At 65.5% G+C, this 13,114-nt stretch carries 10 protein-coding genes; all 10 read right to left on the reverse strand.

The window, feature by feature from the left end; all coding sequences use genetic code 11:
* Nucleotides 1–184: 184 nt before the first annotated feature.
* Nucleotides 185–1,087, reverse strand: a complete 903-nt coding sequence (locus IEW15_RS15205) for a DUF4238 domain-containing protein (RefSeq protein WP_268237166.1) — start codon at nucleotides 1,085–1,087, stop codon at nucleotides 185–187.
* Between the two features lie 481 nt (nucleotides 1,088–1,568).
* On the reverse strand, nucleotides 1,569–1,961 hold the full coding sequence (locus IEW15_RS15210) for a YdbL family protein (RefSeq protein WP_229708144.1): 393 nt from the start codon (nucleotides 1,959–1,961) through the stop codon (nucleotides 1,569–1,571).
* Nucleotides 1,961–2,182, reverse strand: a complete 222-nt coding sequence (locus IEW15_RS15215; protein ID WP_188579423.1) for a YnbE family lipoprotein — start codon at nucleotides 2,180–2,182, stop codon at nucleotides 1,961–1,963. The genes IEW15_RS15210 and IEW15_RS15215 overlap by 1 nt, the downstream gene beginning before the upstream one ends.
* Nucleotides 2,183–2,262: 80 nt before the next feature.
* Complete coding sequence (locus tag IEW15_RS15220) at nucleotides 2,263–4,506, reverse strand: intermembrane phospholipid transport protein YdbH family protein (protein ID WP_188579425.1); 2,244 nt, start codon at nucleotides 4,504–4,506, stop codon at nucleotides 2,263–2,265.
* Between the two features lie 87 nt (nucleotides 4,507–4,593).
* Nucleotides 4,594–5,454, reverse strand: a complete 861-nt coding sequence (locus tag IEW15_RS15225) for a 3-hydroxyacyl-CoA dehydrogenase family protein (protein WP_188579427.1) — start codon at nucleotides 5,452–5,454, stop codon at nucleotides 4,594–4,596.
* 72 nt (nucleotides 5,455–5,526) lie between these two features.
* A complete protein-coding gene (locus tag IEW15_RS15230; RefSeq protein WP_188579429.1) occupies nucleotides 5,527–7,338 on the reverse strand; it encodes an acyl-CoA dehydrogenase in 1,812 nt (603 codons plus the stop codon).
* A 181-nt stretch (nucleotides 7,339–7,519) separates the two neighbouring features.
* The gene (locus tag IEW15_RS15235) at nucleotides 7,520–8,668 is read right to left on the reverse strand and encodes an acyl-CoA dehydrogenase family protein (protein ID WP_188579431.1); all 1,149 of its coding nucleotides are present in this window, start codon (nucleotides 8,666–8,668) and stop codon (nucleotides 7,520–7,522) included.
* 30 nt (nucleotides 8,669–8,698) lie between these two features.
* The gene (locus IEW15_RS15240) at nucleotides 8,699–9,895 is read right to left on the reverse strand and encodes an acyl-CoA dehydrogenase family protein (protein WP_188579432.1); all 1,197 of its coding nucleotides are present in this window, start codon (nucleotides 9,893–9,895) and stop codon (nucleotides 8,699–8,701) included.
* A 243-nt stretch (nucleotides 9,896–10,138) separates the two neighbouring features.
* The gene (locus IEW15_RS15245; RefSeq protein ID WP_188579434.1) at nucleotides 10,139–12,238 is read right to left on the reverse strand and encodes a 3-hydroxyacyl-CoA dehydrogenase NAD-binding domain-containing protein; all 2,100 of its coding nucleotides are present in this window, start codon (nucleotides 12,236–12,238) and stop codon (nucleotides 10,139–10,141) included.
* Between the two features lie 178 nt (nucleotides 12,239–12,416).
* Complete coding sequence (locus tag IEW15_RS15250) at nucleotides 12,417–13,112, reverse strand: ABC transporter ATP-binding protein (protein ID WP_188579513.1); 696 nt, start codon at nucleotides 13,110–13,112, stop codon at nucleotides 12,417–12,419.
* Nucleotides 13,113–13,114 lie beyond the last annotated feature (2 nt).

The raw sequence follows: 13,114 nt of genomic DNA on the forward strand, positions 1-13,114 counted from the left end.
CGCGCGAGACCCCCGCCAAGCTCCCAAGCCGTCAGCAGACGGCGTCAAACCATGGGTAGCGGGCATTCGGCAACAGCCTCCATGATGCTGGACATTGCCGTGGCCGCGCACACCCTGCCACACATATAGCTGTCAGGGGTACTTCATGGCGGCGGGGCATGAAGCGGAATGACGGGAAGCGGCTCTAGTCGGAGCGCAGTCGATAGCGAAAGCCACGCGTCGTGCTGTGCTCGAACGCGAAGCCGGCCCATTCGAGGTCAGCCTCAAGAAAGGGATCGTCGGCGATCATGTAGCGTGCATTGCCGAGCGTCAACTGACTGAGATATTGTCGATTTAAAACGCGAGCGAAGTCCTCGGACACCTCTTCCTTGGTGAATCCCGCTGGCCCACCCACCACGATGAATGCACCCCAGTGCCGATCGAGAGGTAGCCACCAAGTTCTAAGTGAATTGAACATCTCGCCGAAAATAGAGTCTCTACCGGGATAGGATATCGCCAAGGTCGGATTGGTAGATGTCCGGAAGGGAACTGGAGACTGGCAAATCATGACGTTTGCGGCAAATGCGTCTTCAGGGAGTAGTGTTTCGAGTGCACCCTCACGGAACAGCGTATGCGGACCACCTGATATCTCCTCAATATACTGATGTATTTCCCGTTCCTCCTCTGTGAAATCCGCCATCTTGCCGGCGAGGAAGTCTGCATGTCGCTTCTTCATGAAGCATAGAGCCGCGAGATTTCGGCGCAGCAGGTGCTGGGCAAAGCCGTAAATCGACAGGCCATCGGCCATGTCGAGACGGGCAGCATTGCCGCTCTCGATCTTCGTCCATGCGAGGCTTTTCGAAAAAGGTGTTTCGATCCTTTCGTTAAGCTCGCTCTCGATGGAACTGCCACTCCCGTTCTCGATAAAATCATACAGATTCGGCTCATACCCGATCCGATCGATCGATTTGCGGTCGAGGACCAGATCGTTCTGGTGCGCCGTGACCACCATGGCCTTGTGCTCATCATCGGAACAGGTAAAGCGCCGCATATAGAAGCGTGGCAGGTAATGATGGCGTCTTGGCTTATTAGGCCTATTCCCCGACATCGTGCTGCCCTTTGTCCACTATCACTCAGGTCGCATTGCCATTTAGGGCAGCTATGCCCGACGTAGGAGTCAAGTGACTCCTCTCCGAAGATATTTGTGATGCAAGATCAAAGTTGGAGAAGGAGGCCAGCCTCTACGGCGAGAATTCCTTCCGAAGACTTGCGGCAGCGGGTGGTGGATGCGATTGCTTTAGGGATGTCTTGCCGTACAGCGGTGGCGCGTTTTGGTGTCGGTGTATCGTCGGCTATTCGTCGGGGCGCACGGGCATACATACTGTTATCTGACGCCGGACAAACGCCGCGGCAATGTGCGCTCTGACCAGATCGACGCCCATCGCGGCTCAATTCTGGATCTGATCGAGGCGGAGCCAGATCGGCTAGTGTGGCATCAGGCCGAAAAAGGCCGACATCACCCCCGGGTGTTGAGGTGCGGCGTCGGGTCTGTCGGTGATATCAGGGGGGTGTGGTGGCCCGGCTTCAGTTCAGGGCTTGCGCACCCAGTTACCGTTCTGCGGCATCACCAGGCTGCCAGATGGCGCGCGTTCGATGATCTGGGCGCCGGCGATCTGTTCCACCGCCGACAGCGAGGTGCCGCGCTTGCTGGCGATCTCGCGATAGCGGTCCTTGCGCTGCAGGTTGATCTGGTCGACCACCCGCTGGGTCGCGGCGTCGCCCTGGCCCTTGACCACGGCCACATAGCCGTCGAAGCGTTCGCCGACCGTGCCCGATGCCTTCAACGCATCCAGATCGGCCTGCTGGGCGATGGCTGTGGCCGGCAGCATGACGGCGCCGATCGTGACGGCCAGCGGTGCCGCCAGAACCGCCCGCAGCAACAGGCCGGCGGACAGGTGGCGATGAAAACGCGACATGGTCATCAGAACAGCTCCGGTTCAGAGGAGAGCAGGTCTTCGATGTCCTTCTCGACGCGGACCCGGACCTCATGCTCGATCTTGACGTTGACGTTGATCACGATCGGCTTTTCGGGCGCCTCGACCCTGACGGTCGGCTGACAGGCGGCGACGAGCAGGGCGAACAAGGCTGATGCCGCCAGCAGCGGCGGCAGTGAAATCCGGGGCAGCGATATCCGTCGGGCCATCGGGCCTCCCATCTTGTCAGATCGTCGGTCTTCGGAAGCCGGACGCTCGCCTGGGCGGCGGGCCGGGTCGGGTGGCCATGTCACTGCGGCGTCAGCCCCTCGATACCAAGCCCGGCCCCTGAAGCATCGAACAGGCGACCTTCGGCTGACAGCAGCTGTGCCAGCGGTCCGCGGACATCCAGATTGATTTCCATCGGGTATCCATCATACACCGCCGGGCTCGATCCGGCGAGGGACAATCCCGCGATCAGCTCGCCTTCCAGCGGGCCGTCGAGGGTCATGTTCAATCGCTCGACCCGGAAATCCTGCAAGGCGCGGGCCAGCAGGTCGGCGCCCTCACCCGCGGAGCCGGCCGCCGAGGCGGCCGCATCCGATGTCCAGCTCAGCCGGCCGGTGCGACCGGCCAGCACCGCTTTGTCGATGCGGATGCCGTCCTCGGCGATCACGACAGGAATGGTGCCCGATATCCGGCCATCGGCGGTCAGCGCCGGCTGTTCGGCCAGGGCCGCCAGCAGCGACAATTCCAGGGCCTCGGCCTTCACGGTCAACCGGCGCGGTCCGTCGGCGCGGGGCAGGGTGGTCGGCTGCACCGACAGGCGGCCACCGGCGAAGGGCCAGGTCGCTTCCAGCAGGTCGATGGTCTTCGGCGTCAGATTGGCGGTGACCGTGCCGCCGGTCAGCTGGATGCCGGCATCGACCCTACCGATCTCAAGGGTCTGCGGTCCTGTGGTCACCCATGGGTCGGGGCCGGTCAGCACGATCTGGCCGTTGATGCCCGACAGACTGGCGGCATCGACGGTCACGCCGGTCGACACGATGTCGATCACCGCCCGCAGCGCCACCGGACGGTTCGGCCGCCAGTCGGCGCGCAGATGGGCGGCGGTCTGGCCGGTGACGCCACTGAACAGCCCCGCCACCACGGGCGCGATGTCGACCGGCTGAAGGCTGCCGCGCGCCCAGTTGACCGGCCCCAGCGCCAAAGTGGCATGGCCGCGTCCGCCGGCGGGATCGTGCGTGATGGTCACCGGGCCGCCGATCCGGCCGGCGGCGTCGGTCAGTCGGCCTTTCAACACCACGGCGGCGGGCGAGGCGGTGCCGGCGAGCGTGATGGCAAGCGGCACCACGCGTTGTGGCTGTGCGGTATCGTCCACCCGCAGCGACAGGCTGGCGATCCGCGCCTGCGGGTTTGTCGAGGCAAGCTCTGTGGCCGTCGCGGTGCCGGCGATGTCGCGCAGGGTGATGCCGGCATCGGCCAGGATCACCCGGCCGCCGTCAAGCCGCAGGGCAAGGGGCGGGGCACCATCCACGGCCAGCCCCGGAACCGGGCCGGTCAGGGTCAGCGCGGTCAGGCTGGCCTGCAGGCCGGGGCTGGCGACCGCGCCGTCGCGCAGAACGGCGGTCAGCATGGCCGTGCCATCCGGCATCATCCGCAGCAGCGGTTCGCCATCGGTTGCGCACAGGCGGGCATCGCCGATCGCGGTGGCATCGCGGCCCTCGCCCAGCCTGATTGGGGGCAGGGCCACACAGTCGGTGAGCGTGGCGGTCAGGCCGCCATCGGTCAGGCTGCGGGCGACGGTGGCCGCGATCGGCACCGGTGCCGCATAGGCCATCGACCAGCCGTCGCCTCCACCCTGAAAGGCCATCGTGCCGGCAATCGCGATCCGCTCGGGCTGCCCCGGCTTCGGCGGCGCCAGTTGTGCGGTCAAGGCGATCGGCCCGGCGATATCGGCCGATCCGTCCGCTGCGGCCCAGGCGCCGCGGCCGTCGAGGGCGATGGCGAGGCCGTGATCGCCGGCGATATCGGCGCGGCCGTCATAGCGCATCAGGGTATTGCCGTCGGCATTCAGATAGGCGGCGTCCAGGCGGTCGATCACAAGGTTGTCGATCGGCAGGGTCAGGGGCGATGGCGGGGTGGTGGCGCCGTCCTCAGGGCCGTCGGCCAGCAGCGCCGCGAACGGGCCGGGTGCTCTTTCCATCAGCCGCAGGGTCAGATGCCCGATCCGGGCCTCGGTCAGTCGCCCGGCGCGCAGGGCATCCAGTGTGAAGCCCAGGCTGAGACGGTCTGCACTGAGGCCCGACCCGGTGGTGCCGCCGTCATCGGCGGGGGCGATGCCGACATCGCCGATCCGCAGATCGGTGATCACCAGCCGGCCGTCGGTGAAGCTCTGCGTGCCGGTGGTCACCGGTCCGATGCCGCGTGCCTCCAGCGCGTCGATGGCCATCTCGACAGCGATCGCCGGGCCATAACGCCACAGCACCAGGCCTGCCGCCACGACAAGACCGCTGCCCGCAAGAAGAATGACGGCAAGCCGCCGACCGGCCATGGCATGATCCCCGCGTGATGAGACATCGGCCATGATAATCGATTGGCGGCGGTTTGGCCCGTCCGCGCTGCGGCGGCCCGGCAGGTGTCAACTCTTGGGCGGATACACCTTCCAGCCGCGTCCGGATTTGCGGCCGATATGGCCGGCGGCGACCTTCTGCTTCAGCAGGCTGCCGGGGCGGAAGCGTTCGCCATAGGCGTCATGCATGATTTCCTGGGCCTGAAGGCTCAGGCTGTTGGTCACCACGTCCATCAGGTCGAAGGGGCCGACCGGATGGCCCAGACCCAGGCGGCAGGCCTTGTCGATATCCTCCGGCGTGGCGACACCTTCCTCGACCAGCTTCACGGCCTCGATCAGAAACGCATGCAGCACCCGGTTGACCGCGAAGCCCGGCACGTCCTTGACCCGGATCGGTTCCTTGCCGGCGTTACGGCAGAGATCCATCACCTCGTCGACCACCTCATCGGCGGTGTCGAAGGTGGGGATCACCTCGACCAGTTTCATGCGGTGCACGGGGGAGAAGTAATGCGTGCCCAGAAACCGCGGCTGGCGTTCGGCCGACACCACTGAGGCCAGGGTGGAAATCGGGATGGTCGAGGTGTTGCTGGCGATGATCGCGTCGGCGGGCAGGATGGTGTCGAGTTGCCGGAACACCGCCTGCTTGACCGACTGATCCTCGAACACCGCCTCCACGACCACCTGCCGGTCGGCGAAATCGTCCAGGCTGTCGACCGCGCGCAGATTGCCCAGCGCGCGGCCCTTATCGGCCTCGGAAAAGAAGCCGCGTCCGATGCCGCGATCCAGCACGGTCTCAAGCCGGCCGATCGCCGCGTCGGCGGCGGCGCGGCTCTGGTCGGTCAGCAGCACGGAATGGCCGGCGACGGCGAAGATCAGCGCGATCTCCGATCCCATCATGCCGGCGCCGACAACGCCGATCGGCTTGGTCATTGGATGTTTCCTCATGTGGTTTTCTTGACGGGGAAGATGAAGAGTGGAGGCCAGGGTATGGCGCGCCTGTGGTCAGAACGATGCGTCGGCAGTGGTGACCAGCGTATCGTCGCGGCTTTCCAGAATGCCCGCCCACACCGTGGTCTTGGGCAGTTCCCAGACATAGAAATAGCGGGCGGCGGCGAATTTGCCGTCCAGGAAGGCGCGCTCGGCCTCATGCGGGTCGCCGGCCAGCAGCCGGGCGGCGGTGGTGGCCTGACGCAGCCAGATCCAGGCCATCACGGTGTGGCCGAACTGGTGCAGATAGGCGGTGGCATTGGCAAGATAAAGCTCGGTCTCCCCCGCCTGGCCCAGCGGCACCAGGGCTTCCGTGGTGTGACGCAGGCGCACGACCGCGGCCTCGAAATCATCGGCCAGCCGGGTCAGGCGCGCATCGGTGGCGGCGCGCGCTTCGGCGACCGATGCCGCGAAGCGCTGTGACAGCGCCTTCAGGGCGGCGCCGTTCATCATGGTGACCTTGCGGCCCAGCAGGTCCATGGCCTGGATGCCGTTGGTGCCTTCATGGATCGGGTTCAGGCGGTTGTCGCGATAATACTGCTCCACCTGATATTCGCGGGTGAAGCCATAGCCGCCATGGATCTGGATGGCGTGGACATTGGCCTCCAGGCAGTAATCCGACGGCCAGGCCTTGGCGATCGGGGTCAGGATGTCCAGCAGCAACTGCGCTTCGGCGCGGGCCGCCTCGGTCTCGCCGGTGTCCTGTTCATCGACCAGCCGCGCGCAGGTCAGCGTCAGCGCCAGCCCGCCCTCCACCGCGGCCTTCTGGGCCAGCAGCATCCGCTTCACATCGGCATGGTTGACGATCGGCACCTGCGGGCTCGATGGGGACTTGTCGGTGGGCAGCCGGCCCTGCGGGCGGTTGCGGGCATAATCCAGCGAATGCAGATAACCGGCATAGCCCAGCATCACGGCACAGCGGCCGACGCCGATCCGGGCCTCGTTCATCATCTGGAACATATAGGTCAGGCCCTTGTGGGGCTCGCCCACCAGATAGCCGACCGCCCCGCCATTCTCGCCGAAATTCAGCATGGTCGAGGTGGTGCCGCGCCAGCCCATCTTGTGGATCAGCCCGCCCAGCGCCACGTCGTTGCGCGCGCCCAGGCTGCCATCCTCGTTGACCATCACCTTGGGCACGATGAACAGTGAGATGCCCTTCACGCCGGCGGGCGCGCCCTCGATCCGCGCCAGCACCATGTGGATGATGTTGTCCGACAATTCATGATCGCCGGCCGAGATGAAGATCTTGTTGCCTGAAATGCGATAGCTGCCGTCGCCCTGCGGCACCGCCCGGGTGCGGACATCGGCGAGGCCCGACCCTGCCTGCGGCTCGGTCAGCGCCATGGTGCCGAAGAACCGGCCGGCGAGCATCGGGCGCAGGAAACGCTCGCGCTGGTCGTCATTGCCGAAGCTCTTGATTAGGTTGGCGGCGCCGATGGTCAGGAAAGTGTATGACGCGGTCGCGACATTGGCGCCGTCGAACAGCGCATAGCAGGCATGGGCGACGGTGGTCGGCAGCGACATGCCGCCCCAGTCCTCGTCCTGGGCGGCAGCCAGAAGCCCGGCATCGATAAACTGGGTCACGGCGGCCTTGACCTCGGGGATCATGACCACGCGGCCGTCCTCGAAACGCGGCTCATGGGTGTCGTTCTTGCGCAGATGCGGCAGGTAATGATCGACCGCGATCCTCATCGACAGGTCGATCGCCGCGTCGAAGGTCTCGCGGTTGTGATCGGCGTAACGCAGCCGGCTGGTGAGGCTTTCGACATCGAGCATGTCGTAGAGCATGAAATCGAGGTCGCGGCGGTTGATGATCTTCTGGTCCATGGCGGCGGACCTCCCTGAAAATGACGCCTGCCCTTGCCTGGTAACGGATGGGCGGGCATTTGATGGTGGCCCGGGCGGCGGGGTCAGAAAAAAAGGGGGCGGAGACCACGCAGTCTCCGCCCCCTTCATCGTTGACCGGCCCGTGGCGATGCCGGTGTCAGGCCGTGGTTGCGATGCGCGATCAGGCGGCGCTGCGGATGAAGCCCACCATCCGGTCGAGATGATGGTCGCGGTCGCCGAACTCGCCCTCGATCATGGTCAGGCGCTTGAAGTAATGGCCGCCGGCGTATTCCTCGGTCATGCCGATGCCGCCATGCAACTGGATGCCGGCCTGACCGACCAGGCGCGCCGAGCGCGAGGCATGGGCCTTGCAGGCCGCCGCGGCGCGGGCGCGCTGGGTGTCGTCGTCGGATTCCGCCAGCGCCATCGCCGCCGCATAGGCCAGCGACCTGGTCTGTTCGAAGTGGTTCATCATGTCGACCGCGGCGTGCTGGAGCACCTGGAAGTTGGCGATCGCCACGCCGAACTGCTCGCGGGTCTTCAGATAGTCCACGGTCAGGGTATGCAGCGCCTTCATGGCACCGATCGCCTCGGCCGACACCGCCACCGCGCCGTGGTCGAGCAGGTCCGACAGCAGCCCGGCACCGCCATCGACCTCGCCCAGCACCGCATCGGCGCCGACCGCGACATTGGTCAGCGTGACATCGGCCGCCCGGCCACCATCGACGGTGCGATAGCCACGCAGCGATACGCCATCGGCGTCGCGGTCGACCAGGAACAGGGTGATGCCGTCGGCGTCACGCTCGGCCCCGGCGGTGCGGGCGCTGACGATGATCTTGTCGGCATGCTGGGCGTTGCGGACCACCGCCTTCACGCCCGACAGGGTGAAACCCTCGCCCGAGCGTTCGGCTTTGGTGGTCACGCGGGTGCGGTTGTAACGGCCGCGCGGCTCGTAATGCGCGAAGGCGATCTTCAGAGCACCTTCGGCGACCCGGCCCAGCAGGTCGTCGCGGACATCCGCCCTGGCGCCGACGGTCAGGGCGCGGGCGCCCAGAACCGCGGTCGGCATGAAGGGTTCAAGCACCAGGCCGCCGCCCAGGCGTTCCAGGATCAGGGCCGCATCGACCATGCTGCCGCCGATGCCACCCTGATCTTCGGGCACCATCACCGCCAGCAGGCCCATATCGGCCAGCGTGCCCCAGTTCTTGGCCGAGATACCGTCCTCGGTCTCGGAGAGCTTGCGCCGCGCGTCGAAGGCGTATTCGTTGCGCACGAAACGCTCGACGCTTTCGATCAGAAGCTGCTGTTCGTCGCTGAGTGAGAAGTCCATGAACTGTCAGTCCTCTGTCCCGGTCGCGCGTCAGAGGCCAAGGAAGGCCTTGGCGATGATGTTCTTCTGGATCTCGTTCGAGCCGCCATAGATCGAGCTCTTGCGCCAGTTCAGATAATATGGCGCCGCCAGATTGGCCTCGGTGCTCCAGATCGGCTCGCCGTTCCAGCCGGGATGCTGGCTTTCGGGCAGATAGGGCTGAGCATAGGGGCCGACCGCTTCCAGCAGCAGTTCGGTGATCGCCTGCTGGATCTCGGTGCCCTTGATCTTCAGCAGCGAGGATTCAGGGCCAGGGCGGCCGCTCTTCGAGGTCGTGATCATCCGCATGACGGTCGCGTCCAGCGCCATCAGCTCGATCTCGATATCGGCCAGCCGCTCCATGAAGCGGGCATTCTCGATCAGCGGGCGGCCCTCATCGTCCAGTTCCCTGGCGGCCAGCCCCTTCAGCTTCTTCAACTGGTGGCGCGAGCGGCCGACGCCGGCAATGCCGGTGCGCTCGTGGCTGAGCAGGAATTTGGCATAGGTCCAACCCTTGCCCTCTTCGCCCACCAGGTTTTCGGCCGGCACCCGCACGTCCTCGAAGAACACCTGATTGACCTCGTGGCCGCCATCGATGGTGATGATCGGCGTCACCGAGATGCCCGGGGTCTTCATGTCGATCAGCAGGAACGAGATGCCTTCCTGCTTCTTGGCGGTGTTGTCTGTGCGCACCAGACAGAAGATCCAGTCGGCATACTGGCCGAGCGTGGTCCAGATCTTCGAGCCGTTCACCACATATTCATCGCCCTCGCGCACCGCACGGGTCTTGAGCGAGGCCAGATCCGAGCCCGATCCCGGCTCCGAAAAGCCCTGGCACCAGAAATCCTCCGACGACAGGATGCGCGGCAGGAAGTGGTCTTTCTGCGCTTGATTGGCGAAGGTGTAGAGCACCGGGCCGACCATGCTGAAGGCGAAGGCGATCGGCGCGGGCGCGCCGGCCGCATTCATTTCCTGATCGAAGATATAGCGCTTGATCGGATCCCAGCCGGTGCCGCCATATTCCTTCGGCCAGGCCGGCGCGACCCAGCCCTTGTTGTACAGAATCTTCTGCCAGCGGACGAAATCGTCCTTCGGCAGATGAATACTGCGCTCGAAGCGCGCCTTGATGTCCTCCGGGAAGGACGTCCGCATGAATTCGCGGACCTCTTCGCGGAACGCCTGATCTTCGGCGCTGAGGGTAAGCTTCATCGCGCCCCTGCTCCCTGAAAAATCGGATCCTGTCGGACCCTTGCCCGGGACCGTCCCCCCCTCAAGGCCGGTCCATCCCTGCTAAAACATACGGCTGTTCGACGGCGAGGCCAGCGAAAACCGACCGGATCGAGACAAAATGTCGCAATGTCTCAATGCCGATGTGGTCTGCGCCGGAAGGGGCGCCGTCTGGTCAATGGCGGTGGTGTCGGCCGGGCGGCCGATGCCGCCCGGCCGACCGGATCAGCGGCTGCGGTCGTAATCGGCGAAGGACCGGCCCTCGGCGACCAGGGTCTCGATCAGCCTGGCGGGCTTCCAGCGGTCGTCGAGCGCGGCGTGGAAGCGCTTGATGTCGGCCAGCACCTTGTCCAGACCGATCAGATCGGCCTGGAACATCGGCCCGCCGCGCCATGCCGGAAAGCCATAGCCGAAGCAATAGATCACATCGACATCGCTCGCCCGGATCGCCATGCCTTCTTCAAGGCATTTGGCGCCTTCGTTGATCAGCGCATAGAGGCAGCGCTTGAGAATTTCCTCGTCGGAAACCTCACGGCGCTCGATGCCGGCGGCCTTCGATGCCTCGACGATCAGCTGCTCGATCTTCGGGTCGGTGACCGGAACCCGGCTGCCGCCCTCATAGAGATAATAGCCGGCCTTGGTCTTCTGCCCGAAGCGGCCCATCTCGCAGATCTGATCGGCGACGGTCGGCCAGAACAGGTCGTTGCGGCGGGTGGCGGCGCGGCGCTTGCGGATCCGCCAGCCGACATCCAGCCCGGCCATGTCGCCCATGGTGAACGGCCCCATGGCAAGGCCCCAGCGCTGCATGACGCCGTCGACCTGGGCCGGCATGGCGCCTTCCAGCAGCATCAGCTCGGCCTGCTGGCCATAGGGTTCCAGCATCCGGTTGCCGACGAAGCCGTCGCAATTGCCCACCAGCACCGGCACCTTGGCGATGGTTCTGGCCAGCTTCATCGCGGTCGCGATGACCTGATTGGAGGTCTTGGCCCCGCGCACCAGCTCCAGCAGCGGCATCACATTCGCCGGGCTGAAGAAATGGGTGCCGATGACGAATTCCGGCCGCGAGGTGGAGGCGGCGATCTCGTCGACATCGAGGGTCGAGGTGTTCGATGCCAGGATCGCGCCGGCCTTGGCGACGCTGTCGAGGGCGGCGAACACCTTCTTCTTGATGTCCATCTCCTCGAAGACGGCCTCGATGATGATGTCGGCCTCAGACAGGGCGTCGTAATCGAGCACGCCCTCGATCAGCCCCATGCGCTTGTCCATCGCGTCCTGGGTCAGCCGGCCCTTGGCGACGGTGTTGGCATAATTGCCGCTGATGATGCCAAGGCCGCGATCGAGCGCGTCCTGGGTCATTTCCAGCAGCTTCACCGGGATGCCGGCATTGGCGAAGCACATGGCGATGCCGCCGCCCATGGTGCCGGCGCCGATGATCGCGGCGGTGCGGATCGGAAGGGTGGGGGTGTCGGAGGGCACGTCCGGGATCTTCAGCGCCTCACGCTCGGCAAAGAAGATGTGGCGCAGCGCCTTCGACTGATCGGATTCCATCAGCCCGGTGAAGATTTCGCGCTCGCGCTTCAGGCCGTCCTCGAAGGGCAGGGTGACCGAGGCGGTGACGGCATCGAAACAGCCGACCGGCGACATCTGGCCGCGCGCGGCCTTGACCACGGCCTTGCGCATCGTCTCGAACCCGGCCGGATCGAAGGCCTTCACCTTCTCGTCCATGTCGCGCACCCGGCGCAGCGGCGCGTTGTCGGCGATCAGCTTTTCAGCGAAGGCCACCGCACCCGGCACCAGCTCGTCGACGATGGCGTCGACGATGCCGAGCTTCAGCGCCTTGCCCGCGGGCACGAACTTGCCGGTGGTGATCATGTCGATCGCCGCCTCGACGCCGGCCACGCGCGGCAGCCGCTGGGTGCCGCCGGCACCGGGCAGGATGCCGAGCTTCACTTCCGGCAGGCCCACTTTGGCGGCGGCCACGGCCACGCGGTAATGGCAGCCCAGCGCCACTTCCAGGCCGCCGCCGAGGGCGGTGCCATGGATGGCGGCGACGACAGGCTTGGTGGCGTTCTCATACGCCTCGATCACACGGTTCAGATCGGGATCGACCAGCGGCTTGCCGAATTCGCGGATATCGGCGCCGGCAATGAAGGTGCGGCCGGCACCCACCATCACAAGGGCCCGGGTCTCGTCGTCGGCCAGGCCCTGGGCCAGGCAGTCGAGCAGGCCCTGGCGGACGTGCTGGCTCAACGCGTTGACGGGCGGATTGTCGACGGTGATGACACCGACCTGGCCCTGGCGTTCGTAGCGGACACTCGTCGTCATGAATAGGTCACCTCAGGCTGTCCGTCTCTCGCGTCGTCCTGGGGAGGGCGCGGTTGGTATCGCGAGCGAGCGGAGATGGCACCAGACGGCGCGGGCCGATCCCGATCAGGGGGCCGGTCCGCGCCGCGGGACATGCAGGGGTATAGGCCTGCGTGGGTAACAAACTACGCGGTCTGCCTCAGACCTCCAGCCATTCCTTGCGTATGGCGGCATCCTCTGCAAGCGCTGCGGGCGTGCCCTCATACACGATATGGCCGTGGCCCATCACATAGAGCCGCTGGGAGATTCTAAGCGCGATGGTCAGTTTCTGTTCGACCAGCAGCACGCTCACCCCCCGGCGGGCAATCTCGGTCAGCAACTCGCCGACCTGTTCGGTGATCTTGGGCGCCAGGCCTTCGGTCGGCTCGTCGACCATGATCAGGTCGGGGTCGCCCAGCAGGGTGCGGCACATGGTCAGCATCTGCTGTTCACCGCCCGAGAGCACGCCGGCCAGGGTGTCGGCGCGTTCCTCCAGGCGTGGAAACAGCTTGAACATGTCCTGCACTGTCCAGCGGCCGCCGCCGCGCGCGCGTTTCTGGCCCAGCGCCAGATTGCTGCGCACGGTCAGCGTCGGGAAGATCGAGCGGTCCTCGGGCACATAGCCCAGGCCTTTATGCGCGATCTCGTGCGGCTTCATGCCGGCGATGTTCTGGCCGCGATAGCTGACCGTGCCCTGCGGCGGCACCAGCCCCATGATCGCCTTGATGGTGGTGGAGCGACCGACGCCGTTGCGGCCCAGAAGGCTGACGATCTCGCCTTCCTTCACGTTGAAGCTCACACCTTGAAGGATGTGGCTCTTGCCGTAATAGGCGTGGAGGTCGCGGACATCGAGCATCA

The sequence above is a fragment of the Tistrella bauzanensis genome, from assembly GCF_014636235.1.
In the GTDB taxonomy this organism is placed as follows: Bacteria; Pseudomonadota; Alphaproteobacteria; order Tistrellales; family Tistrellaceae; genus Tistrella; species Tistrella bauzanensis.

Bases quoted from the DNA above. Each gene is read 5' to 3' on its own strand.
- IEW15_RS15220 (WP_188579425.1), bottom strand. From the start codon at position 4,506: ATGGCCGGTCGGCGGCTTGCCGTCATTCTTCTTGCGGGCAGCGGTCTT.
- IEW15_RS15205 (WP_268237166.1), bottom strand. From the start codon at position 1,087: ATGTCGGGGAATAGGCCTAATAAGCCAAGACGCCATCATTACCTGCCA.
- IEW15_RS15225 (WP_188579427.1), bottom strand. From the start codon at position 5,454: ATGACCAAGCCGATCGGCGTTGTCGGCGCCGGCATGATGGGATCGGAG.
- IEW15_RS15210 (WP_229708144.1), bottom strand. From the start codon at position 1,961: ATGACCATGTCGCGTTTTCATCGCCACCTGTCCGCCGGCCTGTTGCTG.
- IEW15_RS15235 (WP_188579431.1), bottom strand. From the start codon at position 8,668: ATGGACTTCTCACTCAGCGACGAACAGCAGCTTCTGATCGAAAGCGTC.
- IEW15_RS15215 (WP_188579423.1), bottom strand. From the start codon at position 2,182: ATGGCCCGACGGATATCGCTGCCCCGGATTTCACTGCCGCCGCTGCTG.
- IEW15_RS15240 (WP_188579432.1), bottom strand. From the start codon at position 9,895: ATGAAGCTTACCCTCAGCGCCGAAGATCAGGCGTTCCGCGAAGAGGTC.
- IEW15_RS15230 (WP_188579429.1), bottom strand. From the start codon at position 7,338: ATGGACCAGAAGATCATCAACCGCCGCGACCTCGATTTCATGCTCTAC.
- IEW15_RS15250 (WP_188579513.1), bottom strand. From the start codon at position 13,112: ATGCTCGATGTCCGCGACCTCCACGCCTATTACGGCAAGAGCCACATC.
- IEW15_RS15245 (WP_188579434.1), bottom strand. From the start codon at position 12,238: ATGACGACGAGTGTCCGCTACGAACGCCAGGGCCAGGTCGGTGTCATC.